The organism is Nocardia aurantia (assembly GCF_009604425.1).
Taxonomy (GTDB): Bacteria; Actinomycetota; Actinomycetes; order Mycobacteriales; family Mycobacteriaceae; genus Nocardia; species Nocardia aurantia.
This window is the reverse complement of the sequence record NZ_WEGI01000004.1, coordinates 48,066-73,985: the sequence shown is the minus strand read 5'-3', so window position 1 is coordinate 73,985 and position 25,920 is coordinate 48,066. Positions and strand designations below refer to the sequence as shown.

Annotated in this window: 24 protein-coding genes and 1 pseudogene; 14 read left to right on the top strand and 11 right to left on the bottom strand. The window is 68.8% G+C overall.

Annotated features, from left to right (window positions below; all coding sequences use genetic code 11):
• Nucleotides 1-84: 84 nt before the first annotated feature.
• The 5 genes from NRB56_RS09660 to ectB all read right to left on the bottom strand — a co-directional run bounded on the left by NRB56_RS09660 (nt 85) and on the right by ectB (nt 5,841).
• Nucleotides 85-1,572: a sugar ABC transporter permease gene (locus NRB56_RS09660; RefSeq protein ID WP_153340623.1), complete on the bottom strand. Its 1,488-nt coding sequence runs from the start codon at nt 1,570-1,572 to the stop codon at nt 85-87.
• Nucleotides 1,573-1,588: 16 nt separating this feature from the next.
• A complete protein-coding gene (locus NRB56_RS09655; protein ID WP_153340621.1) occupies nt 1,589-2,362 on the bottom strand; it encodes an ATP-binding cassette domain-containing protein in 774 nt (257 codons plus the stop codon).
• 33 nt (nt 2,363-2,395) lie between these two features.
• Nucleotides 2,396-3,490 (bottom strand): sugar ABC transporter substrate-binding protein, encoded by a 1,095-nt coding sequence (locus tag NRB56_RS09650; RefSeq protein ID WP_153340619.1) that lies wholly within the window; start codon nt 3,488-3,490, stop codon nt 2,396-2,398.
• Nucleotides 3,491-3,626: 136 nt separating this feature from the next.
• Nucleotides 3,627-4,436, bottom strand: a complete 810-nt coding sequence (locus tag NRB56_RS09645; RefSeq protein ID WP_153340617.1) for an IclR family transcriptional regulator — start codon at nt 4,434-4,436, stop codon at nt 3,627-3,629.
• A 103-nt stretch (nt 4,437-4,539) separates the two neighbouring features.
• Nucleotides 4,540-5,841: a diaminobutyrate--2-oxoglutarate transaminase gene (gene ectB / locus NRB56_RS09640; protein WP_153340615.1), complete on the bottom strand. Its 1,302-nt coding sequence runs from the start codon at nt 5,839-5,841 to the stop codon at nt 4,540-4,542.
• A 205-nt stretch (nt 5,842-6,046) separates the two neighbouring features.
• On the opposite strand from ectB, the gene NRB56_RS09635 reads away from it, so the two are divergent.
• From NRB56_RS09635 to NRB56_RS09625, 3 genes are all read left to right on the top strand, one after another.
• Nucleotides 6,047-6,853 (top strand): ABC transporter permease, encoded by an 807-nt coding sequence (locus NRB56_RS09635; protein ID WP_319942780.1) that lies wholly within the window; start codon nt 6,047-6,049, stop codon nt 6,851-6,853.
• On the top strand, nt 6,846-7,673 hold the full coding sequence (locus tag NRB56_RS09630) for an ABC transporter permease (protein ID WP_319942779.1): 828 nt from the start codon (nt 6,846-6,848) through the stop codon (nt 7,671-7,673). Before NRB56_RS09635 ends, NRB56_RS09630 begins: the two co-directional genes overlap by 8 nt.
• A gap of 101 nt (nt 7,674-7,774) precedes the next feature.
• Entirely contained in the window at nt 7,775-8,728 is a 954-nt protein-coding gene (locus NRB56_RS09625) for an ABC transporter ATP-binding protein (protein ID WP_153341235.1), read from the top strand.
• A gap of 61 nt (nt 8,729-8,789) precedes the next feature.
• On the opposite strand, the pseudogene NRB56_RS09620 reads toward NRB56_RS09625, so the two are convergent.
• Nucleotides 8,790-9,406: pseudogene (locus NRB56_RS09620) on the bottom strand (DUF4389 domain-containing protein).
• Between the two features lie 268 nt (nt 9,407-9,674).
• On the opposite strand from NRB56_RS09620, the gene NRB56_RS38820 reads away from it, so the two are divergent.
• Genes NRB56_RS38820 through NRB56_RS09600 form a run of 4 tightly spaced genes read left to right on the top strand, consistent with a single transcriptional unit; the run spans nt 9,675 to nt 14,137 of the window.
• Nucleotides 9,675-12,698, top strand: coding sequence for a sensor histidine kinase (locus NRB56_RS38820; RefSeq protein WP_319942777.1), 3,024 nt, complete (start codon nt 9,675-9,677; stop codon nt 12,696-12,698).
• A complete protein-coding gene (locus tag NRB56_RS09610; RefSeq protein ID WP_319942776.1) occupies nt 12,695-13,123 on the top strand; it encodes a roadblock/LC7 domain-containing protein in 429 nt (142 codons plus the stop codon). Before NRB56_RS38820 ends, NRB56_RS09610 begins: the two co-directional genes overlap by 4 nt.
• Entirely contained in the window at nt 13,120-13,548 is a 429-nt protein-coding gene (locus NRB56_RS09605) for a DUF742 domain-containing protein (protein WP_153340611.1), read from the top strand. Before NRB56_RS09610 ends, NRB56_RS09605 begins: the two co-directional genes overlap by 4 nt.
• Nucleotides 13,508-14,137: a GTP-binding protein gene (locus tag NRB56_RS09600; RefSeq protein WP_227837460.1), complete on the top strand. Its 630-nt coding sequence runs from the start codon at nt 13,508-13,510 to the stop codon at nt 14,135-14,137. Before NRB56_RS09605 ends, NRB56_RS09600 begins: the two co-directional genes overlap by 41 nt.
• 18 nt (nt 14,138-14,155) lie before the next feature.
• On the opposite strand, the gene NRB56_RS09595 is transcribed toward NRB56_RS09600, so the two are convergent.
• Nucleotides 14,156-14,515: a hypothetical protein gene (locus NRB56_RS09595; protein WP_153340607.1), complete on the bottom strand. Its 360-nt coding sequence runs from the start codon at nt 14,513-14,515 to the stop codon at nt 14,156-14,158.
• 205 nt (nt 14,516-14,720) lie between these two features.
• Here NRB56_RS09595 and NRB56_RS09590 point away from each other — a divergent pair, with 205 nt between their 5' ends.
• Entirely contained in the window at nt 14,721-15,290 is a 570-nt protein-coding gene (locus NRB56_RS09590; RefSeq protein WP_153340605.1) for a DUF4254 domain-containing protein, read from the top strand.
• A gap of 9 nt (nt 15,291-15,299) precedes the next feature.
• Here NRB56_RS09590 and NRB56_RS09585 read toward each other — a convergent pair whose 3' ends face one another.
• The 3 genes from NRB56_RS09585 to NRB56_RS09575 are packed head-to-tail and all read right to left on the bottom strand — an operon-like array spanning nt 15,300 to nt 17,895.
• Nucleotides 15,300-15,623 carry a hypothetical protein gene (locus NRB56_RS09585; RefSeq protein WP_153340603.1) on the bottom strand — a complete coding sequence of 108 codons (324 nt, stop codon included), beginning with the start codon at nt 15,621-15,623 and terminating at the stop codon, nt 15,300-15,302.
• Nucleotides 15,623-16,801 carry a fatty acid desaturase family protein gene (locus NRB56_RS09580; RefSeq protein ID WP_153340601.1) on the bottom strand — a complete coding sequence of 393 codons (1,179 nt, stop codon included), beginning with the start codon at nt 16,799-16,801 and terminating at the stop codon, nt 15,623-15,625. Before NRB56_RS09580 ends, NRB56_RS09585 begins: the two co-directional genes overlap by 1 nt.
• A gap of 29 nt (nt 16,802-16,830) precedes the next feature.
• Nucleotides 16,831-17,895 (bottom strand): ferredoxin reductase, encoded by a 1,065-nt coding sequence (locus NRB56_RS09575; protein WP_153340599.1) that lies wholly within the window; start codon nt 17,893-17,895, stop codon nt 16,831-16,833.
• Between the two features lie 195 nt (nt 17,896-18,090).
• Between NRB56_RS09575 and NRB56_RS09570 the strand changes: the two genes are divergently transcribed.
• Complete coding sequence (locus tag NRB56_RS09570) at nt 18,091-18,711, top strand: TetR family transcriptional regulator (RefSeq protein WP_227837458.1); 621 nt, start codon at nt 18,091-18,093, stop codon at nt 18,709-18,711.
• A gap of 93 nt (nt 18,712-18,804) precedes the next feature.
• On the opposite strand, the gene NRB56_RS09565 is transcribed toward NRB56_RS09570, so the two are convergent.
• Entirely contained in the window at nt 18,805-19,725 is a 921-nt protein-coding gene (locus NRB56_RS09565) for a helix-turn-helix transcriptional regulator (RefSeq protein WP_153340597.1), read from the bottom strand.
• A gap of 101 nt (nt 19,726-19,826) precedes the next feature.
• Between NRB56_RS09565 and NRB56_RS09560 the strand changes: the two genes are divergently transcribed.
• The 5 genes from NRB56_RS09560 (at nt 19,827) to cmrA (ending at nt 25,786) form a co-directional block, all read left to right on the top strand.
• Nucleotides 19,827-21,239: an MFS transporter gene (locus tag NRB56_RS09560; RefSeq protein WP_153340595.1), complete on the top strand. Its 1,413-nt coding sequence runs from the start codon at nt 19,827-19,829 to the stop codon at nt 21,237-21,239.
• 167 nt (nt 21,240-21,406) lie between these two features.
• Nucleotides 21,407-21,955 (top strand): PadR family transcriptional regulator, encoded by a 549-nt coding sequence (locus NRB56_RS09555; RefSeq protein ID WP_153340593.1) that lies wholly within the window; start codon nt 21,407-21,409, stop codon nt 21,953-21,955.
• 4 nt (nt 21,956-21,959) lie between these two features.
• Nucleotides 21,960-23,990 (top strand): NADPH-dependent 2,4-dienoyl-CoA reductase, encoded by a 2,031-nt coding sequence (locus tag NRB56_RS09550; protein WP_319942775.1) that lies wholly within the window; start codon nt 21,960-21,962, stop codon nt 23,988-23,990.
• Complete coding sequence (locus NRB56_RS09545; RefSeq protein ID WP_153340591.1) at nt 23,987-24,814, top strand: VOC family protein; 828 nt, start codon at nt 23,987-23,989, stop codon at nt 24,812-24,814. The genes NRB56_RS09550 and NRB56_RS09545 overlap by 4 nt, the downstream gene beginning before the upstream one ends.
• A 174-nt stretch (nt 24,815-24,988) precedes the next feature.
• Nucleotides 24,989-25,786: a mycolate reductase gene (gene cmrA / locus NRB56_RS09540; RefSeq protein WP_319942774.1), complete on the top strand. Its 798-nt coding sequence runs from the start codon at nt 24,989-24,991 to the stop codon at nt 25,784-25,786.
• Nucleotides 25,787-25,920 lie beyond the last annotated feature (134 nt).

Genomic DNA, 25,920 nt, shown 5'->3' with positions numbered 1-25,920 from the left:
GGGCATCCGGCGATACGGCCGGGGTGCCGGCGGGTCGAACGCCGACGATCCGCAGGCACCCCGGCCGAATCGCCGTCCGCGCAGTCATCGGCCGGTGGCCGCCGCCCGCCGCCGTGACAGCGCGTCGACCGTGGCCGCCAGCAACAACACCAGGCCGGTGACGATCGAGACGACCGCGGCCGGCTGCCGCAGCAGCCCCAGGCCGTTGGACACCACCGCCAGCACCGCGCCGCCGATCACGGCGTCCGCCACGCGGCCCCGGCCGCCGAACAGCGAGGTACCGCCGATCACCGCGGCGCCGACCGCGAACAACAGCGTGTTCAATCCGCCAGCCTGCGGATCCACCGAACCCACCTTCGAGGAGTAGACGATGGCGCCGATCGCCGCGACCCCGGAGCAGATCACGAAGGCACTGGCGCGCAACCGGACCACGTTGATGCCGGCCCGCCGCGCCGCCTCGTTGTTGCCGCCGGTGGCGTAGAGGTGCCGGCCGTAAGTGGTCCGGTTGAGCACATAGGTGCCCACCACGAGCAGCACCAGGATGATCGGCACCACATACGGCACACCGGAGATCCGGATCAGCGCGCTGGGTGAGCGATTCACCGACAGCAGGGCGGTCGCCACCGCGGCCAGCACGCCGACCGCGGACACCTTCAGCACCACCAGCGAAGTCGGCTGGGTCACCAGACCCTTTGCCCGCCTGCGGAAGTGGCCGACCAGGGTGACCGACGCGAAGCCGCCGGCGCCGACCACGAACAACACCCAGCTGCCGACGACGGACAGGTTGCCGTTGGCCACCTCGTCGAGCACGTGCGAGGAACTGATGCCCAGCACGCCGCCCTGGCCGATCAACTGCAGGATGGCGCCCTGCCAGGCCAGGAACAACGCCAGCGTGACCACGAACGACGGCATTCCAATTCTGGCGATGAGGAATCCGGTGATGCAGCCGATCGCGGTGCCCACGCACACCGCCAGCAGCATCTCGATCCACGGGTTGGCGTGGAATCCGCACACCGTCAGCACCACGCCCAGCAGCGACATCGCCACACCCGGCCAGATCCGCAGCAGTCCGGCCAGCACCGCCGCCAGCACCAGCAGGGCATCGAAGAGGACGAAGACGGTGTTGCCCATGCCCGACAACAGATTTCCGTTGTCGACGTAGTGCATGGCCAGCACCGCGCCGGCCACGCCGGACGCGGTGCCGGCGGACAGGTCGATCTCGCCGAGCAACAGGACGTACACGATGCCCATCGCGATGATGGTCTGTCCCGCACCCTGCGCCAGCAGGTTGGCGATGTTGTTCAGCGAGAAGAACACATCCGACAGCACGCTGAACAGCACGATCAGTACCACGAGCCCCAGAAGCGCAGGCAGCGAACCTATCTCACCGCCCCTCACTCGGGCGAGATAGGCGCGCACGGCCTCCGCCGTGGACACGGTGGTGGTGTCGATGCCGAAATCGGCGATCGCGGACTGTGCCGCATCGGTGCCGGCGGGCTCCGCCGCGGAGCGGTCGGTGCTCGAGGCCGGAGTGCCGTTGGTGTTCGAGCCGGGGGCCGAAACTTGTGTCATCACACTGTCTTTCCTGCTAGAGCACCGCGGATTCGGGCCGGGCCAAGCCCAGTTCGCCGGAGCGGCCCGCGGTGATCAGTTCCACTACCTGGTTCTGGGTGACGTCGGCGGTGCGCACCTGCGCCGCCATCCGTCCCAGGTACAGCACCGCGATCCGGTCGGCGACCTCGAACACGTCGGCGAGGTTGTGGCTGATCAGCACCACGCCGAGGCCCTGTTCGGCCAGCCGCCGGACCAGATCGAGCACCTGCCGGGTCTGAGCCACGCCCAGCGCCGCGGTCGGCTCGTCGAGGAGCACCAGATTGCTGTTCCACAGCACCGCTTTCGCGATCGCGACGGTCTGCCGCTGTCCGCCCGACAGTGCGGACACCGGCGTGCGCACGGATTTCACCGTGCGCACCGCCAGCGAGGCGAGGGTGCGGCGGGCCGCCTCCTCCATGCCCGCCTCGTCCAGGAACCACGGCTTGCCGCGTTCCCGGCCGAGGAACATGTTCTGCACGATGTCGAGATTGTCGGCCAGGGCCAGATCCTGGTAGACGACCTCGATACCCAGTTCCGCCGCGTCCTTCGGCCCGCGCATATGCGCGTCGGCCCCGTTGAACCGGATGGTGCCCGAATCGGCCGGATGGATTCCGGCGATGCATTTCACCAGGGTCGACTTGCCGGCGCCGTTGTCACCCACCAGCGCGGTGACTTCCCCTGCGGGAGCGGTGAATTCGACGTCATGCAGGACATGGACGGCACCGAAGCTCTTGTTCAGCCCGGTGATGTGCAGCAGCGGTTCGCTCATGGTCTTCCTCGAAGCGGTGAATTATCTGATGGCTCAGGAGATCCCGAGCTGAGCGCAGACCGCCGCCACATCGCCGGAGCACAGGTCGGACGCCTTGATGTAGCCCTGGTCGACGACCTGCTTCACCTCGGCCTTGGTGGTCAGGTGCGGGGTCAGCAGCACCGACTTCACGTCCCGGTTGCCCTTGGTGTCCTTGCTGACCGCGGTGGCCAGCGCGTCGGCACTCGCCTTGTCGCCCTTGACCAGTGCGGCGGCCAGCTTGGCGGCGGCGTCGGCCTCGTCCTGGATCGGCTTGAACACGGTCATGTACTGGTCGCCGCGCAGGATCGCCTTGAGCCCGTCGGCGGTGGCGTCCTGCCCGGTGACCGGCACCTTGCCGTTGAGGCCGTTCTTCTTCAGCACGGTGATGATGGCGCCGGCGAGGCCGTCGTTGGCGGCCACGACGCCGTCGATCCTGCCGCCGTTACCGGTGAGCAGCTGCTCGAAGACCTGGCCGCCCTTCTGGTTGTCCCATTGGTCGATCGGCTGGCTGTGCACCAGCTTCAGCGCGCCGGTGTCGTAGAGCGGCTTCAGCACCTTCTCCTGACCCTCGTAGAACAGGGTGGCGTTGTTGTCGGTGGGCGCGCCCTCGATCTCGATCACCTGAGCGCCCGGCTTGTCCTTCAGCGCGGTCGCGAGCCCCTGGCCCTGCAACTGGCCGACGCCGACGTTGTCGAACGACACGTAGTAGTCGGAGGAACCGCCGAGGTTGAGCCGGTCGTAGTCGATGGTCGGGATGCCGGCCTTCTTCGCCTTGTTGGCTACCGCGGTGCCGACCTCGCTGTTGATGGACGCGATGACCAGCACCTTCACCCCCTTGGCGATCATGCCGTCGGCGAGGGTGCTGAACTTCTGCACGTCGCCCTGCGCGTTCTGGATGTCGGCGTCGAAGCCCTGGGCCTTGAACGCCTTCTGCAGCATCGGCCGGTCGAAGCCCTCCCAGCGGGCCGAGGTGGCGGTCTCGGGCAGGATGACACCGACGGTGTTGTTTCCGCCACCGCCCCCGGAGCCGCCGGACGAACTACACGCGGCCAGGGTCAGCAGACCGGCCAGGGCCACGGCAACGGCGCCGAGCGCTTTCGTCCTCATCAGATGCACCTTTCGAGCTGGCGACCGAACGCCGGCCCGTCGGGTACGGATGTGGCGTCGGCCATATGTTGTAGCCAACAACATATGCGACCGACAGCGCGCCGAGTATCACAATTATGCAACGGTGTGGTTCAGCTCACAATGTCCCCGTCCGCAGCGGACGCGGGTCCTCGGAGATCACCGCCAGCTCGCTGACCCGGCGATCCGCCAGCGCACGGCAGATACGCACCCCGGCGGCCCGGACCGCGGGAACCATCGCCGTCGCCGACTCGGTGTTGGGCAACACCACCGACAACGCCGCCATCACCTGCCCGTCCGCGGCCCGCAACGGCACGGCGATCGAGGTCGCCACGGGATCGATCAGGCCCGGGCAGTAGGCCGCGCCGGCCCGCCGGACCCGGCTCAGCACCGTCCGCAGCGCGCGGGGGTCGGTGACGGTGTGCGGCGTGTAGCCGCGCAGCGGTTCGGCGAGCACCGCCTCCTGCACATCGGCGGGAGCGTGCGCGAGCAGGACCAATCCGGGTGCGGACGCGTGCAGCGGCAACCGGCTCGCGGTCGACACCGCGCTGCGCACCGCGACCGGGGCGGAGAGTTGCTCGATGATCAGCACCTCGTGCCCCTCACGCACGCCGAGGTGCACGTGCTGGCCGATGCGGGCGTGCAGTTCGGTCATGAACGGCACGGCCGTGCGCGACAATTCGCGCATCGGCGCGGCCCGGCTGACCATCTCCCACATCCGCACGCCGATCCACACCCGCCGGTCGGCATCGCGCTGCAACCAGCCGCGCTCGACCAGTTCGGCGACCATGCGCGACACCGTCGGCAGTGGGATGCCGGTGCGCTCGGACAGTTCCGACACCGTCGACGACCGGGTCTCGGGGCCGAACGCCTCGAACAGCCGCGCCAGCCGGGACAGCACGGATTCACCGTTGGAATATCTGGCCATGAGAGCGAGTCCTTCAGCCGAGCCGGATGCGAAGCGGTTGCCCGGCGCCCTGCCGTGGCCTGCCGACTGTGCCCGAGCAGATTCTCTTCCAGCTGTGGCGAACCTAGCCGCAGCCTGTGAAACGCGCCCGCACGGTGCCGGTCACCGCCGGTGACCCCGCGCAGATCTCGTCCACCACCTCGGCGAGCAGGGTCAGGCCGTACCCGAGTTCGTCCGGGGTGACCGTCAGCGGCGGCAGCAGTTTCACCACCTCGTCGTCCGGCCCGGAGGTCTCCACCAGCAACCCGCGCTCGAAGGCCAGCCGCGAGACCTTGCCCGCCACCGACACGTCCGCGAACGCCAGCCCGTGCACCAGCCCGCGGCCGCGGGCCGACACCCCCGGATACCGTGCGGCGAGCTCGTCCAGCGCGTCTCGCACCCGCTCCCCCAGCGCCAGGGTCGACGCGGTGAGGCCGTCGCCGGTCCAGTAGTGCTCGAGCGCCACCCGGGCGGTGACGAACGCCGGATTGTTGCCGCGGAAGGTGCCGTTGTGCTCGCCGGGCGCCCACTGGTCCCATTCCGGCCGCAGCAGCACCAGTGCCATCGGCAGCCCGTATCCACCGATCGACTTCGACAGCACGACGATGTCGGGAGTGATCCCGGCCGTTTCGAAGGAGAAGAACGGACCGGTCCGCCCGCACCCCATCTGCACATCGTCGACGATGAGCAGAATGCCTCGGGCGGAACATAATTCGGCGAGGGCGCGCAGCCACTGCCCGCTCGCCACGTTCACCCCGCCCTCGCCCTGCACGGTCTCCACGATCACCGCCGCGGGCTTGTCCAATCCGGAGGCGGAATCGTCGAGCACCCGTCGCATCCAGGCCGGGCCCGCGGCGGGATCGTCGCCGAGGTAGCCGTCGTAGGGCATCGGCACCGCGTGTGCCAGCGGTACGCCGGCGGCGGCCCGTTTGGCGGCGTTGCCGGTCACCGCGAGCGCCCCGAGGCTCACGCCGTGGAAGGAGTTGGTGAAGTTCCAGATCGCGGTGCGCCCGGTGACCTTGCGGGCCAGTTTCAGCGCGGCCTCCACCGCGTTCGCTCCCGTCGGCCCGGGGAACTGCACCTTGTAGTCCAATCCGCGCGGCACCAGCACGATATCGCGCAGCGCGACCAGCAGATCGCGTTTCGCGGTGGTGCTCATGTCCAGTGCGTGGGTGATGCCGTCCCGCGACAGATGTTCCAGCAGAGCCGATTTCAGCACCGGGTTGTTGTGGCCGTAGTTGAGCGCACCGGCGCCGGCGAAGAAGTCCAGGTATTCCCGGCCGCTCTCGTCGCGCAGCCAGGCGCCGCGGGCGGTGTCGAAGACCGTGGGCCACGCCCGGCAGTAACTGCGCACGTTCGATTCGAGTGTTTCGAAGACTGTGGTCATGGCGGTCCTTCGCCGGGCGGGAGCCGGGACCGGCCCCAACAATCTGAAATGTACCTGTTTCTAACATTGAACAGGGCCTGGCCACAAGAGTTTCGGCGAACCGCCAGGATCGCAGCTCGGCAACCGCGCGGTATCACTTTCGGAACATTCGGGAGTCTGCCGACAGGTTGTGAACCCGAGCCGAGCACCATAGCGTGGTGTGATTGTGCACGCGCGACCCGACGTCTACATTCGTTTGGCCGAAGCGGGTTTCCGCAGGCAATGGCACTACCGGATGGCGATGTTCGCCGGCATGTTCACCAATGTGGTGTTCGGTCTGGTCCGGGCCTCCGTGATGCTGGCCGCCGTGCGCACCTCCGCCGGATTCGGTGGCTACACGCCCGATTCGATCGGCGCCTACGTCTGGCTCTCGCAGGGTCTGCTCGGCGCGCTCGGCGTGATGGGCCCACCGCTGGATCTGGTCGAGCGGATCCGCACCGGCGACGTGGCGATCGACTTCCTGCGCCCGATCGACATCCAATTCTGCTATCTGGCCGGTGATCTCGGCCGGGCCGGGTGCACGCTGCTGCTGCGCGGGCTGCCGAGTGTGGCCGCCGGCATGCTGTTCCTGCAACTCCAGCCGCCGCACGGCGTGTTGCCGTACGTGCTCGGCGCGATCAGTGTCGTACTGGCGGTGAGCATTTCGTTCCTGCTGCTGTTCGCGGTCGCGCTGGTCGGTTTCTGGTTGGTGGAGACCCGGGGCATCCGGCTGCTCTATCAGATCGTCGCGACATTCCTGGCGGGACTTTTCGTTCCCGTCCACCTGTTCCCCGGGTGGCTGCGTACACTGGCGAACCTCAGCCCGTTTCCGTCCCAGTTGCAGGGACCGATCGACGTGCTGTCGGGGCATGCCACCGGGGGAGAGGCTGCGGGAATTCTTGCCGTACAGGTTTTCTGGGTGATCACGGCCCTCGCCCTGGGCCGCGCGCTGTTGCGCGCGGGCCGGCGGAAACTGGAGGTACAGGGTGGGTGAGTCGCCGGCGGTACCGTACGGGAACTGGTTCACGCCCTATCGGGCCGTGCTCCGTTCCAGGATGCGGTCCCAGCGGGCCTACCCACTGTCGTTCGCGGCGGACATGCTCTCGTCACTGCTGGTCGGCATCGTCGAATTCGCCGAGGTGTGGGTGATCTACCACAACGTCCGATTCCTCGGCGGACTCGACATGAAGGGCATGCTGCTGCTGTTCGGGCTCAGCAACCTCACCTTCGCGATCGCGCAGATCGCGGTCGGCCACACCGACACCCTGCCCACCTACATCCGCCTGGGCACCCTGGACGCCTTCCACCTGCGCCCGCAACCACTGCTGCTGCAACTGATCACCAGCGACATCTCGCTGCGCCGGCTCACCCGCGCCGCGGTCGCCGCCGTGGTGCTCTCCGTCGGCCTCGTCGAAAACGACATCCACTGGACCGCAACGAAATTCGTCCTGCTCGTATTCTCGCTCGGTTGCGGCGTCGCGATCTTCGGCGGCCTGTTCGTAGGCGCCGCCGGACTGCAGTTCTTCCTGATCGACGGCTCCGAACTGACCAACAGTTTCACCTACGGCGGTTCGTTCGCCGCGCAACAGCCGACCTCGGTGTTCGGCCTCCCGTTGACGATCCTGTTCGGTTTCGCCGTCCCCGTGGCCTTCGTCGCGTACCTGCCCACGATCGCGTTACTGGACCTCCGCGGCCCCGATTGGCTGCCCGCCGGACTGGCGTGGGCGTCTCCGGGTGCTGCACTGTGGATCTGGGCTCTTGCACTGACGTTCTGGCGGCTGGGTGTACGTCACTATCAGGGAGGCGGCGGGTGAACGCGATCGAGATCCACGAACTCACCAGACAATTCGTGTTGCGTCGGCGGGACGAGCGGCACAGGCGGCGCCGCCGGGAGACCATCACGGCCGTCGACCGGATGAGCTTCAGCGTCGAATCCGGTGCCGCCGTGGGCTACATCGGCGCCAACGGCGCCGGCAAATCCACCACCATCAAGATGCTCACCGGCATCCTGGTGCCCACGTCCGGGTCGGTGCACACCTGTGGGCTGGAACCGGTGCGGCAGCGCCGGGAACTGGCCGGTCGGATCGGAGTGGTGTTCGGGCAGCGCTCGCAGCTGTGGTGGGATCTGCCGCTGCGCGAATCGTTCACCATCCTGTCGGCCATCCACCGGCTCGAACCCGACGGCGCCCGCAAGCGCACCCACGAACTGGTCGAGCAACTGGAGATGACCGAAACCCTCGACACCCCCGTCCGGCAACTCTCGCTCGGGCAGCGTATGCGCGCGGAAATCGCTGCGGCGCTGCTACATTCGCCCGAACTACTGATTCTCGACGAGCCCACCATCGGGCTCGACGTGCTGTCCAAGCAACGACTACGCGAGTTCCTCAGTTACGAGCGGGTCCAGCGCGGCACGACCCTGCTGCTGACCACCCACGACATGGGCGACATCGAGCGGTTGTGCGAGCGGGTGCTGGTGGTCGACCACGGCCGGCTGGTCTACGACGGCACCCTCACCGGGCTGGCGCGCACCGTCGGCGTGCGCCGGGTGCTGGTGGTCGACCTGACCGGTCCCACCGCCGAACTCGACGGCCTGCCGGGAGCGCAGCTGATCGCCACCGAGGGCGGCGGCGTCCGGCAGCGCCTGGCGTTCGACGCCGAAACCACCACCGCCGCACAGCTTCTCACCGCCGTCTCGGCACGCGCCGAGGTCCGCGATCTGTCCATCGAGGAACCCGACATCGAGGACGTGGTGCGACGCATCTACGAATCGCGCATCCCGGACGTCCGGCCGGCCCGCATCGTGCTGCCCACCGCCACGGCCGCGGCCGCCCGGGCCCCGCTGCGCGCGCCCGGCCGCCACCCCGGCTGAGACATCCACGACGCCACCGCGCCCCGGCGGACCGGGCGCGGTGGACGAGAACGATTGTGGTTCAGTCGGTTCCGGATGACCCCACCGGCTGCTCCGACTCCGGCGCCGGCTCCCGCGCGCCCTGATCCAACCGGAAGGGCGGATACTCGTCGGTGAACAGCGAGGCGTAGCCCTGCACCCGGATCGACCACCGGTACACCCCCACCAGCAGCGCGAACACCCCGCCGGGATACCGGCCGGTGAACAGCAGCCCGAACCCCGCCACCAGGAACAACACGGCCGACAGCGAGATCATCGCGCCGCCGCCGTCGTGGTGCCCGCCGCTCATCCAGCGCATGCCCCCGCCGGTGAGCGCCGCGACGATCAGATATTGCGGCAGCGCCAGCAGCCACCATTTGATCAGTACGAGACCGCGATTCAACCGTTCCGGATAATCGACCTCGAGGTCGGCCGGATAATCGGCGTGCACGCTCAGGCTGAACGGCGGATAGCGATCGGTGCCCAGCGCCGCCGCATAGAACTGCACCCGCCAACTCCACCGCAGCACACCCACATTGAAGTCGAAAAGTCCGCGCGGGTAATTGCCAGAATCCACTTGACGATCCATTGCCAGCGCGAGAGCGCCGGGTCGAGATCGCCACGGACGCGGATCGGATAGACGGGACTGCCGGAAGACATGATCGCGCTCCTCCAGATTTCCGGGCTCGGCGGTGAGCCCGCGTGCGAATAATTGTTTCGCATTCCCGTCCGCACTACACCGGGTCGGCCGCAGTCGACACCGCACTGTGCCCATAGCATCCGGCGTGTCGAGTTCCGTGTGTCACATGGGCCTTCGGCCGGACGGAGGTGCCTGCCTTGCAAATCCGACCCGCATGTGTCAGGTTGCTTCTGATTCTCCGGACCGGGCGACCGGAGGCCGTGCGTCAGCGGGAAACAAGGAGAACACGTGCAATTCCGTCGAGCACCTCTGTTGCCGGACGATGGCGATCGCCGGCGGAGGCGCCTGCCCACCATCCGCGGGCAGCTCACCCGGATGCTGATGGTGTCGGTGGTGCTGGTGCTCACCCTGCTGGCCGTGATCATCGTGGACGTCTCCGGCCGCTACCGCGCCTCGCAGGACACCGTGCGGGCCATCGGATTGGCCTCGGCGGTGCAGGATTTCGTGCACGAGGCGCAGCGCGAGCGCGGCCTGTCGGTCGGCGTGGCCAACGGCCAGAACTCCATGCACGATCAGTTGATCGGCCAGCGCGGCGCCGTCGACGCCACCCGCCGGGCACTCGACGCCGCCCTCGCCGACGGTGGCGTGCCCGGCAACGCCGATGTGCGCACGGCATTGCAGCAGTTCGCCGGCCTCACCGCCACCCGCGCAGATCTCGATACCCACCGCATCGACGCCAACCGGGTCTTCCGCTTCTATACCGACGCCATCGCGGCCGTGCAGCGAGTACGGCCCGGCGCCGACCTGGCCCGGGACACCGACCTGTGGCGAGATCTGCAGGCGCTGTACGCACTCGGCGATCTGAAGGAGTACACCGGCCAGACCCGCGGCTTCCTCAACGGCATCTTCGTCAAGAACGAATTCGGTCAGGGCGAGTACGTCCAGTTCAGCGATATCCGCGGGCTGCGGCAGGCGGCGCAAGCCGATTTCGTCCGCGACGCCACGTCCGCGCAGCGCGCGAAGCTGGATGCCGTGTTCCGCAGCGAGAACGCCGGTCGCGCCGCCGCGGCGGAGGGAGTGGCGATCGCCTCCGCCGACGGTCCGCTGACCCGCGTGATCGATCCGAACACCTGGTGGGTCAACATGTCCGGGCTCATCGACGCCGAACGGGACGTGCAGCGCTCGGTGGCCGCCGACACCGTGCAGCGCGCCGAGCACCTGCGCAATCTGGCCGGTATCCAGTTCATCGGCTGCCTGGCCGTCGCCCTGCTGGCCCTGCTGGCCCAGATCGCGGTCACGATCGCGACGGTGCGGTCGATCGCCCGGCCACTCACCGCGCTGGCCGGCGAGGCCGACGAGGTCGCGGGACACCGTCTGCCGGAACTGATCTCGGCCTGGCAGGCGGACGCCGAGCCCGCGCCGCCGGAACCGATTCGCACGAAACCCCGCGCCAGCGCCGAGATCGCCTCCGTCGCACAGGCACTCGATCGAGTGCAGACCACCGCGTTCGAACTCGCTTCGCAGCAGGCGCTGCTGCGTCACAACACCTCCGAGTCGCTGGCGAATCTGGGGCGGCGCAACCAGAATCTGGTCCGCCGCCAACTGGGCCTGATCAGCCAGTTCGAAGAGGAGGAGCTCGATCCCAAGGCGCTGGCCAACATGTTCGAGCTCGACCACCTCGCGACGCGCATGCGCCGCAACGCCGAAAGCCTGCTGGTGCTGGTCGGCGAGGCCAGCCCGCGCCGCTGGACCGAGGCGATCGCGCTGACCGATGTCCTGCGCGCCGCGCTGTCCGAGGTCGAGGACTATCGCCGGGTGATCCTGCGCCGCGTCGACGACGCGCCGATCGTGGGTTCGGCGGTCAGCGAGCTCGCGCACATGGTCGCCGAGCTCATCGAGAACGGTTTGGCCTTCTCCCCACCGGATCTGGAGGTGGAGATCTACGGCCGCCGGCTCGGCCGGCAGTACATGCTCGCGGTCGTCGACCACGGGGTCGGCATGCCGCCGGAAGCGCTGGCCGAGGCCAATTCCCGGCTGCGCGGCGAGACCGACTTCCTGCTGTCCCCCACCCGCTACCTGGGCCACTACGTCGTCGGCCGGCTGGCCGCGCGGCTCGGGGTCGAGGTGGAGTTGACTGTATCGCCGGTCAGCGGCGTGGTGGCCCGCATGCTGCTGCCCACCGAACTCCTGGCCGAACCGGCCGCGGTGGCCGAGGCGAAACCGGATCCGCTGCGAGCCCCGAAGGCCGAGCCGGCCCCCGCCCCCGCGTCGCCGCCGATCACCACGGTGAAGTCGGAGCGGATCCCCGCGGCCGAACCGCGCGGGGTCGCCGCCGCCGAACCACGCCAAGTCACCGCCGCCGAACCACGCCAGGTCACCGCCGCCGAACCACGTCAAGTCGCCGCGGCCGAACCACGCCAGGTCACCACGGCCGAACCGCGCCGGGTCACCGCCGAACCGCGCAAGGTCACCACGGCCGAACCGCAGCGGGGCGCCGCACGCGACGCCGCGGCCGGCACGCACAACGGCGCCGTATCCGGCTTATCCGCCGGATTCGCCCCCGGTACGCGCGACGGCCGCGCGACCGAGCCGCGACCGGCCGGCCCGGCGGACGCGTCCCGGTCCAGGACGTCGGCGGCGAAACCGCCCGCGCCCGAGCCGGTTCCGCCGCGTGCCGGAATTCCGCTATCCCCGTTGGTCACACCCCCGGTCGCCCCGCCCGCGCCCGGCGAGGCGCTCGTCATCGACGCCACCGGATTCACCGTGCACGACGAGGCCATCCACCGCGTCCCGGATCACGCACCGCCACTGGCGGATCGGCCGAACCAGGAGCAGACGCAGGACCGGCCGCGCCGGGATCCGCTGCCCGCGGCCAACGGTCACGTGCATCCGGATCGCGGCACGCGGCCCGATCCGTTCCCGACCATGCCCGCGGGCCCGGTGAAGGACCTGCTGGAGGCCGCCGTCACGCAGCGGCACGAGGCCGAATCGTTCCGTACCGGTTCCTGGCCGGCGGTGGACGTCACGCGAGACAATCAGGGCGAAACGGGCGTTCGGGACGTCGAGCGAACCCGCAACGGGCTTGTCAAGCGCGCCAGGAAGAATCGCGATACCGTACCTACCGACCGGACTGTGCGTACGCTCAGGCCGCAGGCCGATCCTGCCGCGGATCGCTCACCCGAGCAGATACGCGGTATGCTGGCGGACTTCCGGGCCGGTCACCAGCGTGGCGAACGCACCGGCACGTCCGACACGCATGCCGATGAGCGGCAATGGATTCCTGCTTCGACGACCCAGGAGGAAACCAGGTGACCACGCACCTCCAGGACTCCGGTCCGCATACCTTCAACTGGCTGCTGGCCGATTTCGTCCGTACCACCGCGGGAGTTCGCGACGCCGTCGCGGTCTCCTCGGACGGCCTGCTGATGGCCATGTCGGACGGCCTGGACCGCACCGGGGCCGACCGCCTCGCCGCGATGGTGTCCGGATTGGTGAGCCTCGGCCGGAGTGCTTCGCGCAGTTACGAGTTCGACGGCCTGAAGCTGATCATGATCGAGATGCGGCGCGGCTTCCTGCTGGTGTCCGCGATCGCCGACGGCAGCTGCATCGGCGTGATCGCCGACAGCGAGGGCGATGTCGGCCTGATCGGTTACCAGATGGCGGTGCTGGCCGACCGCGCCGGCACGCTGCTCACCCCCGCGCTGATCTCCGAACTGCGGGAGTCCCTGCGCAGATGACCGAGCCACCGCGGCTGCCCGACTCCCGGATGATTCCACCCGCCCGCCCCGAAACCTGGTCCGGCGCATCGGATCAGGACGAGTATGCGCGGGCCGCCGCGGAACAGGGCCCGGTGGTCCGCCCTTTCCTGATGACCGGTGGCCGGACGATTCCGTTGGTCGACGGTCTGCGGCTGGAATCCATGGTCTATGCTGCACCCGCCGCGCTGTCGGCGCCGTTGCGGTTCGAACAACATTCGGTCGTGCGGTTGTGCCAGCAGCCGCACTCCATAGCCGAAATCTCCGCGGCGCTGCGCGTTCCGATCGGTGTGGCCCGCGTCGTGGTCAGCGATCTGGTGACCACCGGACACGTGTCGGTCAGCGCCACCGACGAATTGTCCATCGATGCCATCGAGAGGATCAGGGACCTTGTACGGGCACTCTGACAGCCCCACACCACCACAGCCGACCACCTCGTCGGTCAAGATAGTCATCAGCGGCGGGTTCGGAGTGGGGAAGACGACCTTCATCGGCGCGATCTCCGAGATCGAGCCACTGGCCACCGAAGCGGCCATGACCGAGGTGTCCGTCGGCGTCGACGAACCCGGCATGCTGTCCAACAAGACCACCACGACGGTGGCGCTCGACTTCGGCCGGATCACCCTGGATCGCACCCTGGTGCTGTACCTGTTCGGCACGCCGGGCCAGGAGCGCTTCGAATTCCTGTGGGACGACCTGGCCGACGGCGCGCTGGGCGCGGTCATCATCGTCGACACGTCCCGAGTGCAGGACTGCTACCCGGTGCTGGACTTCTTCGAACATCGCAAGACCCCGTTCGTGGTGGCGGTCAACAAGTTCGAGGGCGGACCCCGCTTCGATCTCGACGAGGTGCGCGAGGCGCTGGACCTCGACGACGAGTTGTGCGTGGTCGAATGTGACGCCCGGAGCCGGGAATCGGTGAAGCAGGTGCTGGTGGCGCTGCTGGAACAGGTACTGCTGCAACGACTCTCCGGCACCCAGGCCCGGATCGGCTGAGCCGTCACGGGTCCGGCGTCATCGGCCGCCGGGCCCGTCCGACGAGTACAGCGAGACCTCCCCGTTCTCCCCCAGGAACGCGTTGACCAGCATGGTGCCGTTCGCGGCCAGCTGTTCGGGCGCCGGGGCGGCCGTCATGATCGAGATGTACCCGACCGCCGCCCAATTCACCACGTAGCGTTCCGGTGGCCCGTCGGCGCCGGACACGTGGGCCAGCCGGAACACCGACACCTGGCGGCGTTCCACCAGATTCCGGACCACCTCGGCGATCCGATCCGGATCCTCCAGCGCGAACAGGAAGCCGAAGCGCAGTTCCGGCGAGGAGACGTAGGCGGGCACGAGAATCCAGGCTAGACGATCTCCGTTCTTGGCGATCATGTGACCGTGCCGTAATGGACTATAACGATTGCCAGGCAGCTTCGGTTTTTGCGACGGTGACCTGTTGCGCCGGTCCGGGCGACGCGCTTTCCTGATTATGTCCTGCTATGACGGACCGTCCTCCCGCATCGTCGCGGATTTCCCGGTTTCCTCACCGTGAGCGTTTGTGGTGGTCGTTGTGTCCGGACCCGGAGGGTGGAGATTCATGGCGACCGAGTATCCCGGCATGCGCGCCGGAGCCGGTGAGCTGCCGTCCGCGACGGAAGTGCTGCGGGCATTCCGCGCGACCGGCGATCGGCTTTCCGGACATCGACTGCTCGAGGCCGCGCACCGGCTGGCACGCTGCCACGAATTGCGCCGGCGCGCCGAGCAGACCGCCCGGGAGCCGGACGCGTCCGAGGTGCTGGTCGCCGGCTGCCGGCGGCTGCTCGACGATATCGATCAGGACCGCGCACTGGAGGTGGCCCGCATCGACGGCTGGGTCGCCGAGCACATCGTGCACCGCGACGGCGCCTCGATGCACACCGAGACGCTCGGCGCGGTGATCGATCGGCTCGCCGCGAAATGGGTTGCGGCACAACAGGCGCTGGGTCTCCCCAGCGCCGAGCCGGAACCTCCGGCGGAGGCGCCGGGCGGGGTCCGGCAGCGTCTCGGGCAGCACGGCGTCAGCGGCGAGGCGCGCCTGCAGTGGGTGCGCCTCGCCGAACTGGCCGACGGTTACCGGGACCTGATCACCGATGTGGTCGAGCGGCGCCGGCGGTTACCCGTGTTCTGAGCGGGCCGGTCAGTGTTCGCCCGGATCGACGATCCGCTTCTCGGCGTCGATGAACGGCTGTGCGGCGGTCGGTCGGATCTCCGGAGCCGGGTCCTCGAGCAGCACATCGGGCTCGCTGCGGCCCTGGTTGACCGGCGCGGCCGCCCGGCGGTCGGCCTCGGCGGCGGCGGCCGCCTCCCGCATCTCGATCGCGTCGGTGACCCATTCGCCGATCTCGCGCGTCACCTCGGCGACCGTGCCGGTGATGATCGTCGCGATATTGCCGATGCGCCGGGCCCCGGACGACGTCAATTCCTGGATCAGATCCTTGTTGCGCTCGAATTTTCCGAACATCACCCGTCCGCTTCGCTCGATTCCGGCTTGCGCCCCACGATAACACCGGGCTCGACCTTCGACTTGACGAGCGACGGCGGCAGAGCCAGCCGGAAGATCTTTCCCCACACTCCGCCGATCTGCTTGCGCAACGGTCCGGTGTGGTATGGCAGGCCGTATTTCTCGCACAGCGCGCGCACCTCCGGCGCGATCTCCGGATACCGGTTGGCTGGCAGATCGGGGAACAAATGGTGCTCGATCTGATGCGAGAGATTTCCGGACATGATGTGGAACAGTTTGCTGCCGGTGATATTCGCCGAGCCGAGCATCTGCCGCACGTACCATCCGCCGCGGGTCTCGTCGGCGGTCTCCTCCTCGGTGAACGTCTGTACTCCGGACGGGAAATGACCGCAGAAGATGATCGAATAGGCCCACACGTTGCGGACCAGGTTGGCCGCCACGTTCCCGGCCAGGGTGGAGACGAACATGGGCCCGGACAGCAGCGGGAACACCACGTAGTCCTTCAGCACCTGTTTGCTCGCCTTGCGCGCCTGCCCACCGAGCAAGCGTTTGACGTCACCCCAGGAGCGCTTGCCGCGCACGATGTTGTCGAACTCCAGGTCGTGCAGCATCACGCCCCATTCGAACAACATCATCAGCGCGAACGCGTAGAGCGGGTTGCCCAGGTAGTAGGGGTTCCAGGCCTGGCTCTCATCGATGCGCAGGATGCCGTAGCCGATGTCCCGGTCGCGGCCGTGGATGTTGGTGTAGGTGTGGTGCACGTAGTTGTGCGAATGCTTCCACTGATCGGCCGGGCACACGTTGTCCCATTCGAAGACCCTGGCATTCAGGCCCGGCTCACGCATCCAGTCGTACTGGCCGTGCATGACGTTGTGGCCGATCTCCATGTTGTCGAGGATCTTGGAGATGCTCAGGGCCGCGACCCCGGCCAGCCAGCACGGCGGCAGGAAGCCCAGGAACAGCAGCCCGCGGCCGGCGATCTCGAAACCGCGCTGCGCCTTGATGATCGAATAGATGTAGTCCCGGTCGCGCTGCCCCAGATCGGCGGTGATCCGATTGCGCAACTCGTCGAGGTAGCGGCCGATCTCCTCGACCTGTTCCGGTCCGAGGACCAGCGGTCCGGCCGCGGTCTCGGCGAGGACGGCCGATTCGGTGGCCTTCGGTTCGATGATGGTCATTGCGTACTCCCCTGGTATCTCGTGACGTCTCAGATGGCGATGTCGACATCGCCGACGGCGTCGTTGATGCAGAGCTGGATCGGCTGGTCCGGATCGCTGCCGAGTTCGCCGGTGCGCCGGTTGCGGGTGCAGCCGGAACGCCGGATCGCGGTGCAGGAGAGGCAGATCCCCATCCGGCAGCCGTACTCGGGGGTGAGCCCGGCCGCCTCGGCCTGTTCCAGCAGGCTCGCGCCGGTGTTCTCGCTGCGCACTCCGCTGGCCGAGAACGTGGTCGCACCGGTCACGTCCGCGGGGTCCACCGCCGTCGTCGGCGGCGTGAATTCCTCGGTGTGCACCGAACTTTCGAGTCCCTCGGCGGCGTAGACCGCGCGCACGGCGGCCATCAGCCGCTCCGGTCCGCACACGTAGACTCGTGCGTCCCGGAACCACGGCGCGAGGTCGGCGAGCGTGTCGTGGTCGAAGTGCCGGGATGCGCCGGATTGCGCACCGGTGTAACGGAATTCGACGCGCAGGCGCGGATGCTCGCGGGAGAGGCCGGCCAGTTCCGCACGATGCGGCACCGCCTCCGCCGACCGCGCGTAGTGCAGGAAGAGCACCTCACCGGGATAATCCTCGGCGGCCAGCGTGCGCAGCATCGACAGCACGGGGGTGATCCCGCTGCCGCCGCTGATGAGCACGATCCGTTCCGGGCGCGGATCCGGCAGCACGAATGTACCGGCCGCGGGGGTCAGATCGAGCACCATCCCCGGCCGGGCCTCGCGCCACAGATATCGCGACACCAGGCCGTGCGGATGCGCCCGGATCGTGAGTTCCAGCTCGCGGACCTGCCCCTCGACCGTGGTCGGCGAATAGCACCGGGTGTGCTTCACGCCGTCGATCACCACCGCGATCTGCACGTACTGCCCGGCGAGGTGGCCGGCCCAGCGCCGGGTCGGCCGGAGTCGCAGGGTGACCGAGCCGTTCGCGTCGTGCCGTACCCGGACGATTTCGGCGCGCAGGTCGCGCACCGTCAGCGACGGCCGGATCAGCTCGAGGTAGCGATCGATCGCGTGCGGCGTGGTCAGCGTCTGCACCAGATCGACGAGTCCCACCATGGCGACATTCCCATCTTCTCTCGCGTCACACCGAACTCCGAGGGCTTCCGCGCTCTCCCTCGCCAGATTTCGGTGCACATCTGTACACTCACCCAGTGTGCCCCGATAACGGCCGGATATTCAACCGATCCTGGTTGTGACCGGCGCAACAATCTGGACGGAAGGCTGTTCGTGAACGGATGTATGCTCACCGACATGAGCGAGGCGGTGGAAACCCGAGGCGAGCGCAAGGAACGCACGCGGCAGGCCCTGCTCGAGGGCACCCTCGCCCTCGCCGCCGACCGCGGCTTCGCGGCGCTGAGCCTGCGGGAGGTCGCGCGGGCGGCCGGCATCGTGCCGACCGCCTTCTATCGGCACTTCGCCTCGCTCGACGAGGTCGGCACCGTACTGGTCGACGAGGGTGTCCGCCAGATGCGCCTGGCGCTACGGCAATTGCGCCGCACCCCGGACGCGCGGCTCGCCGAGACGGTGCATTTCGTGTTCGATCAGGTCACCGGCCGGGAGTCGTTGTACGGCTTCCTGATTCGCGAACGGCACGGCGGATCGGCCGCCCTGCGCGAGGCGATCGCGGTCGAGCTGCAGCTGATCATCCGGGAACTGGTGGTCGACCTGTCCCGCATTCCGGCGCTGGACAAGTGGTCCACCGACGATCTGGAACTGGCGGCGGATCTCATCGTCGGCACGGTCGCCGAGCACATCGCCGGCTACGTCACCGCGCGGCCCGCCGAGCGGGGCGGGATCGTCGCGCGAGCGGTCGGCCAGGTGCGTCTGATCTCGCTGGGCATGGCGGCCTGGCGATCGGCCCCGGGATCCTGAGCGATCCCGCCGGACCGATGACGGGTAGACCGTGCCGAGGTACCGGACGGCGGCGTGGGACCACCGGACCGCGGTCACCGTCGAGGCGCGACGTCACGCGCTCACGCGCTCACGGTGATCCCGGTCGATGTGCTCCCGCCACGGACGCTCCCGCTCCTCCGGTGACATGGCAAGCAGCGCATGCAGTTTCGCCCAGGCATCGGTATCGGCGGGGGTGAAGATCTGCAGCCAGGAACCGGCGATGCTCGGCAGCGACATGCTGGTCTGGATCATCGCCACGTCGCCGGTGGCGACATTGCGGATCACATGGTTACGAGCCGGCGGGACCGCCACGTCGTTGCGTTCCCACAGTGTCGCGAATTGCGCGCTGCGCCCGCACAGGTCCTCGATGAACCGCGCCCACTCCGGATCGTGCAAATTCTTCACATAGGCCGCGCGCAGGAAACCGACCATGCGCGTGAGCTTTTCGATGCCACCGCGAGCGTACGGATTGCAGCACGCCGGAGTGGTGAACACGTGCCGGAGCACGTTGCGCTCCGCGGCGAGGAACAGCGGGCACAGCGCGGCGAATCCCTCGTTGTGGGCCAGCACGTCGTATCGGGACGACAGCAGCACGCCCGGCAGCGGCATCAGATGATCCAGGATCACCTGCAGCTCTTCGGGAATCGGCTCCTCGGAATGCGCGCTGGGCACCGTCGGGACATCGGCGAGCCGGTACAGATGTGCACGCTCCGCGGCGTCCAGCGCCAGTGCGCGGGCGACCGCGTCGAGCACCTGCACACTGACATTGATGTCACGGCCCTGTTCGAGCCAGGTGTACCAGGTGACCCCGACCCCGGCCAACTGCGCAACCTCCTCGCGCCGCAGTCCGGGCGTGCGGCGCCGCGCACCGACCGGCAGTCCGACCTCGCCGGGGGTGATGCGGGCGCGGCGGGTCTTCAGGAATGCGCTCAACTCCCCGCGCCGCGCCTTGCGCAGCAGACGGGGATCGGCGTTCACGCTCGGCTCCGGCATGATTCCATCGTCATCGAAAATGCGTTCGGTATCCAGGTGGTGGCACTACCAGTATCAGCAGGCTCCTGTTACCGGGATCGGGCCCGGCGCAGGCTCGTCCCATGACACGCACGCTTCCCGCTCCACCGGCGGCCCCGGCCGGACCGGAGACATCCACGCGCCCAAGGACTCTCGCGGTCCTGGCGGTGGTCCTGCTGGGCCAGTTCATGGCCGTTCTCGACGCCTCGATCGTCAATGTGGCGATCCCCTCGATCCGTATCTCGCTCGGCGCCACCGGTTCGGCGCTGCAACTGATCGTCTCCGGTTACGTCATCGCCTACGCGGTACTGCTGGTCACCGGCGCCCGGCTGGGTGACCGGTTCGGCCAGCGCACCATGTTCCTCGCCGGTCTGGCCTGGTTCACGATCGCCTCACTGGCCTGCGGGCTGGCCTGGAACGGCTTGGCGCTGATCGTTTTCCGGTTCCTCCAGGGCATCGGCGCGGCGGCGATGGTGCCGCAGGTGATGACCATGATCCAGCGCACCTTCACCGGCCCGGCACGGGCCCGCGCGCTGTCGGCCTACGCCGCCGTGATCTCCGGCGGGGTGGTGGCCGGGCAGATCGTCGGCGGTCTCATCGTCACCGGCGATATCGCCGGAACCGGTTGGCGCGGAGTGTTTCTGGTGAACGTGCCGATCGGCCTGGCCCTGCTGGCGACGGCGCCCGCGGTGCTGCCCGCCGGTCTGCGCGCACACCGCCGGTTGGACCTGACCGGCCTCGCCGTACTCACCGCCGCGGTGCTGCTGCTGGTGCTGCCGCTGGTCCTCGGCCACGAGCAGCACTGGCCGCTGTGGACCCGGCTGGCCCTGGGCGGCAGCGTCGTCGCCTTCGCGGCCTTCGTCCTGGTCGAGCGGCGGGTGCACCGGCGCGGCGGCGAGCCACTGTTCGCCGACGCCGTGCTGCGCGCCCCGGGCCTGGTCCCGACCGCGGCCAACCTGCTCGTGGTGATGTGCACGTTCGGCGGCTGGATGTTCGTGATCTCGCTGTATCTGCAAGAGGCCCTTCGGTACAGCGCCCTGCACGCGGGCCTGGTCGGGGCGCCGATGGGCACGGTGTTCGCGATCGCCAGCATGACCTGGTCCCGGGTGCCGGCCCGGCTGCACCCGGCGATGATCGTGTCCGGGCTGCTGCTCGGTGGCGCCACCATGGTCGTGCTCGGGCGGCGGCTCGGCGACGGTCACGGCATGGGCGTGCCGGAGTTGCTGGTGTACGCCGCGATGGGCCTCGGTTTCGCGGTCTCGTTCAGCCCCTTGACGACTCGCGCGCTGTCCAAGGTGCCGCCGGTCCTGGCCTCGGACGCCAGCGGCATCCTGGTGACCTGCGTGCAGCTCGGCATCGTGATCGGGGTGGCGAGCTTCGGTTCGCTGTTCCTCTCGCTGACCGGGACGGCGGCGCACGCCGTGGGTGTCACCGCGATCGCGATCGGCCTCACCGTCCTGGCCGCCGTCGCGCTGGCGGTGCGCGCCGTGCGATAAGGCGGCGGGAACATCAGAAGGGCGCCGCACGGATCTCCCGGACCCGTCCGACGCCCCTCCCGTATCCGAGATGGTGCGAGCACCGGAGCCGATGATACCCAACGTCTACCAATTCTCCCTATGCACCTGGTTGCATAGAAGCGAAATCGTCGGCTAGCCTCGGCGGTATGGCCCTCGAGCACGCGCTGCTGGTGTCGCTGAGCGAGCGGGCCGGCTCGGGCTACGAGCTGGCTCGGCGCTTCGACCGATCCATCGGATTCTTCTGGAGCGCAACACATCAGCAGATCTATCGAGTCCTCAAGCGGATGGCGGACCTGGGCTGGGTCGACGGCGAGGCCGTGGCCCAGTCGGGCCGCCCGGACAAGAAGGTCTACTCCGTGAGCCCGGCCGGACGGGCCGAACTGGCCCGCTGGATCGCCGAACCGTCGGAGGATCTCGGGCCGCTGCGCAGCGAACTCGGCGTCAAGATCCGCGGCGCCGCGCACGGCGATCGGGTCGCGCTGCGGGCCGAGGTGGCCCGTCATCGCGAGTCGCACGCGCAACGGCTCGAGGTCTACCGGCTGATCGAGAAACGGGATTTCTCCGATCCGGCGAGCCTGTCCGGCACCGCGCTGCACCAATATCTGGTGCTGCGCGGCGGCGTCCGGGTGGAGGCCGGCTTCGTCGAATGGTGCGACGAGGTACTCGCCGCATTACCGCCCCGGGGCGAAAGGTGAACCAGTGAACCGCTATCCACACCTGTCCGAACCGTTGACGGTCGGTTCCGTCACCCTGCGCAACCGCGTGGTGATGGGCTCGATGCACACCGGCCTGGAGGACCGCGCGTGGGACATCAACCGGCTCGCAGCGTATTTCGCCGAACGCGCGCGCGGCGGAGTAGGGCTGATCATCACCGGCGGGTACGCCCCCAACCGGGAGGGGTGGCTGCTGCCCTTCGGCGCCAAACTCACCAGCCGAACCGAGGCGTACCGGCATCGGACCGTCACCCGCGCGGTCCACGCCGAGGGCGGCCGGATCGCACTGCAGATCCTGCACGCCGGCCGCTACGCCTACGTGCCGTTCAGCGTGTCCGCCTCCTCGATCAAGGCGCCGGTCAACCCCTTCCGGCCCCGCGCGCTGTCGGACCGCGGCATCGAGCGGACGATCGAGGACTACGTGCGCTGCGCGCGGCTGGCGCAGTTCGCCGGCTACGACGGCGTCGAGGTGATGGGCGGTGAGGGCTATCTGATCAACCAGTTCCTCGCGCCGCGCACCAACAAGCGCACCGACCGGTGGGGCGGCACGGCGGCGAACCGGCGGCGGTTCCCGCTGGAGATCGTGCGGCGCATCCGCGCCGCCGTCGGCGACGACTTTCTCCTCGTATTCCGGTTGTCCATGGCGGAATTCGTCGAACACGGCCAGACCGAAACCGAAATCCTGGAACTGGCAAGGGAATTGGAGTCCGCCGGCGCCTCCGTCCTGAATACCGACATCGGCTGGCACGAGGCCCGGGTGCCGACCATCGTCACCTCGGTGCCGCGCGCCGCGTTCACCGAGTTCACCGCGAAGATCACGGCGCAGGTGAACATCCCGGTCTGCGCCTCGAACCGGATCAACATGCCCGAGACCGCCGAGGAGATCCTCACCCGCGGCGACGCCGAACTCGTGTCGCTGGCCCGCCCGCTGCTCGCCGATCCGGACTGGGTGAACAAGGCCCTGGCCACCCGCGAGGACGAGATCAACACCTGCATCGCCTGCAACCAGGCCTGCCTGGACCACGCCTTCGCGCGAAAGACGGTGTCCTGCCTGCTCAATCCGCGCGCCGGGCACGAGACCGAACTCCTGCTGCTGCCCACCCGCCGCCGCAAGCGCGTCGCCGTCGTCGGCGCCGGCCCCGCCGGACTGTCGGCGGCGGTGACCCTCGCCGAACGCGGTCACGAGGTCGACCTGTTCGAGGCCGACGACCGGATCGGCGGCCAGTTCGACATCGCCCGCCGCATCCCCGGCAAGGAGGAGTTCGCCGAGACGCTGCGCTACTTCACCCGCCGGCTGGAACTCACCGGCGTCCGCGTCCTGCTCGAGCGCCGGGTCACCGCCGCCGAACTGGTGGCGGGCCGCTACGACCACGTGGTGCTCGCCACCGGTGTCCGCCCGCGCATCCCCGACATTCCCGGCATCGATCATCCCAAGGTGCTCACCTACGCCGAACTGGTCCGCGAGGAGAAGCCGGTCGGCCGCAAGGTGGCCGTGATCGGCGCCGGCGGAATCGGTTACGACGTCAGCGAATTCCTCACCGTCGAGGGCCATCCCACCCTGAAACTCGACGAGTGGAAGGAGGAATGGGGCGTCACCGCCGACGATCCCGAGGCGCGAGGTCAGCTCGCCCCACCGCGGGCGGCCCCCGCCGCACGCGAAGTAGTACTGCTGCAACGCAAGTCGACCCCGTTCGGCAGGAGCCTCGGCAAGACCACCGGCTGGGTGCACCGAGCCGCGTTGCAGGCCAAGGGCGTCGAGCAACTCGGCGGCGTCAACTACGAGCGCATCGACGATCGCGGCCTGCACATCAGCTTCGGCGAGAAGCGGCAGCGCCCCCGCGTGATCGACTGCGACAACGTGATCGTCTGCGCCGGACAGGAATCCGTGCGCGACCTGGTCGAGCCGCTCGAGGCCGCCGGCGTCACCACCCATCTCATCGGCGGCGCCGAACTGGCGGCCGAACTCGACGCGAAGCGCGCGATCGACCAGGGCACCCGATTGGCGGCGGGCCTGTGAACACCGGACCACTGCTCAACCGCATCGGCCTGCCCGGTGACGAAAGTGCTTGGGCGGCACTGGGTTTCGACATCACCGACGGTACGTTCCGGCTCGGCGCGGTGACCTGCACCGTCGGCGCCGAACCCGCGTGGGGGTTCGACCGTGTGCACGCCGATCCGGCAGTTCTGGGAATACCGGTAGCGGAACGGATCCCGGGCCTCGATCCGAGTCCGGTCTCGGCCCGGGACGGGCGCCCGAGCGCCGGAGCCGGCTCCGAATCCGTCGGGGCCTCCGGCCTCGGTGCGCAGGCCGGCGCCCCACACCCCGAACCCGGCACCCGGAATGGCTCCGGCGCCGCCGCGGATTCGCGGGACTCCCCGGCCGGGATCGGTGGACGCTACGGTCCCGGGGCCGGCCCCAGTTCGAGCACCGCCTCGCTCGGCAATGGAATCGACTCGCGCGCAACACATCCCAACGTCGCAAGTTACGTCGACCATCTCGTCTACTGGGTTCCCGACCTGGACGACGCCGTGACTGCGCTGAACGCGGTGCTCGGCGCCGAACCGCGCCGCCGCTTCCATCCGCGCGGGCCGTCCGGCCCCGAGATGGCGTTCTACCGGGTCGGCAAACCGTTCCTCGAGGTCGTCTCGTCCGGCCGTCCCCCGATTCTGGCCGGGATCGCCTTCGGCACAACCGATCTCGATCGGACCGTCACGGCCGTCCGTGCGGCCGGAGGTCCGATCGGCGATCCGAAGCCCGCCGTCCAGGGCGGCCGCATCGCCAGCGTGTGGAACGGCCATGTGAAGTGGGGCATCGCATTCATGGAGCCCAAGCCTCGATGATTCGGATCCGCATCGACGCGGCCGCGTCGTTCCGGGTCCGCCGCCGCACCGGTCGCCACGTGTCCGCAGTTGCCGCACACCCGGCCGGTTCCCGCACCCCGTGCGGCGGCGCGCCCCGGTCGCCGCACCGTGCGACCGTCGAGGACCGCAGCACGTCACGGTAGGCTGCCGGGCGTGAGTCTGCCTGCACCCACCGCCGACAACCGTGCCGTCGTCACCGGAGCCTCCCAGGGGATCGGTACCGCGCTCGCCGAAGAGCTTGCGCGGCGCGGATATTCGCTGATCCTGGTGGCCCGCCGCAAGGAACTGCTGACCGACCTGGCGGTCCGGCTCGGCGATCGCTACGGCGTCACGGCCGAGGTCCGCGCCGTCGACCTGTCCGATCGCGAGGAGCGCGGGCCGCTGTCGGCCGAGCTGGCCGAACGGGATATCGCGATCCTGTGCAACAACGCCGGCGTCGCCACCTTCGGCCCGGTCGCGAAGCTCGACCCGGCCTACGAGCGCGCGGTGGTGGAACTCAACTCCGTCGCGGTGCACGACCTCACCCTCTCGGTGCTGCCCGGCATGCTGGCCCGCCGCGCCGGCGGCATCCTGATCACCGGCTCCGTCGCCGGCAACATGGCCGTCCCGAACAACGCCACCTACGCCGCCACCAAGGCGTTCACCAACTCGTTCTCCGAATCGCTGCGCGGGGAACTCGGCGGCACCGGCGTCAACGTCACCCTGCTCGCCCCCGGCCCGGTCCGCACCACGAACCCGGATCAGGAGGATGTGGGCACCAAGATCCCCGAATTCGTCTGGGTATCCGCCGCGCACACCGCCAAACTGTCCATCGACTCCCTGGCCCGCAACAAGATGCGCGTGGTCCCGGGCCTGATCAGCAAGGGTATGAGCGTGGCCGGTCAGTACGCGCCGCGCGCGCTGACCGCTCCGGTGGTCGGCGCCGTCTACAAGCGGATGGGTGGTCTGTAACACACCCTCGTCAGGATGGCGTCAAGATCGCGAGCTCGCGCGTCGAAGGACCGTAACCGGTCGACCCGATGATCGACTACCAGGCGTAGTTCTGGCGTTGACCCCGCAGCACCATCGAAAGCGGGGCGAACAGC

Coding starts and splice junctions, on each gene's coding strand:
- NRB56_RS09660 (WP_153340623.1), bottom strand. CDS start 1,572: ATGACACAAGTTTCGGCCCCCGGCTCGAACACCAACGGCACTCCGGCC.
- NRB56_RS09655 (WP_153340621.1), bottom strand. CDS start 2,362: ATGAGCGAACCGCTGCTGCACATCACCGGGCTGAACAAGAGCTTCGGT.
- NRB56_RS09650 (WP_153340619.1), bottom strand. CDS start 3,490: ATGAGGACGAAAGCGCTCGGCGCCGTTGCCGTGGCCCTGGCCGGTCTG.
- NRB56_RS09645 (WP_153340617.1), bottom strand. CDS start 4,436: ATGGCCAGATATTCCAACGGTGAATCCGTGCTGTCCCGGCTGGCGCGG.
- ectB (WP_153340615.1), bottom strand. CDS start 5,841: ATGACCACAGTCTTCGAAACACTCGAATCGAACGTGCGCAGTTACTGC.
- NRB56_RS09625 (WP_153341235.1), top strand. CDS start 7,775: ATGAGCTTCAGCGTCGAATCCGGTGCCGCCGTGGGCTACATCGGCGCC.
- NRB56_RS09605 (WP_153340611.1), top strand. CDS start 13,120: ATGACCGAGCCACCGCGGCTGCCCGACTCCCGGATGATTCCACCCGCC.
- NRB56_RS09600 (WP_227837460.1), top strand. CDS start 13,508: ATGCCATCGAGAGGATCAGGGACCTTGTACGGGCACTCTGACAGCCCC.
- NRB56_RS09595 (WP_153340607.1), bottom strand. CDS start 14,515: ATGATCGCCAAGAACGGAGATCGTCTAGCCTGGATTCTCGTGCCCGCC.
- NRB56_RS09590 (WP_153340605.1), top strand. CDS start 14,721: ATGGCGACCGAGTATCCCGGCATGCGCGCCGGAGCCGGTGAGCTGCCG.
- NRB56_RS09585 (WP_153340603.1), bottom strand. CDS start 15,623: ATGTTCGGAAAATTCGAGCGCAACAAGGATCTGATCCAGGAATTGACG.
- NRB56_RS09580 (WP_153340601.1), bottom strand. CDS start 16,801: ATGACCATCATCGAACCGAAGGCCACCGAATCGGCCGTCCTCGCCGAG.
- NRB56_RS09575 (WP_153340599.1), bottom strand. CDS start 17,895: ATGGTGGGACTCGTCGATCTGGTGCAGACGCTGACCACGCCGCACGCG.
- NRB56_RS09570 (WP_227837458.1), top strand. CDS start 18,091: ATGAGCGAGGCGGTGGAAACCCGAGGCGAGCGCAAGGAACGCACGCGG.
- NRB56_RS09565 (WP_153340597.1), bottom strand. CDS start 19,725: ATGCCGGAGCCGAGCGTGAACGCCGATCCCCGTCTGCTGCGCAAGGCG.
- NRB56_RS09560 (WP_153340595.1), top strand. CDS start 19,827: ATGACACGCACGCTTCCCGCTCCACCGGCGGCCCCGGCCGGACCGGAG.
- NRB56_RS09555 (WP_153340593.1), top strand. CDS start 21,407: ATGGCCCTCGAGCACGCGCTGCTGGTGTCGCTGAGCGAGCGGGCCGGC.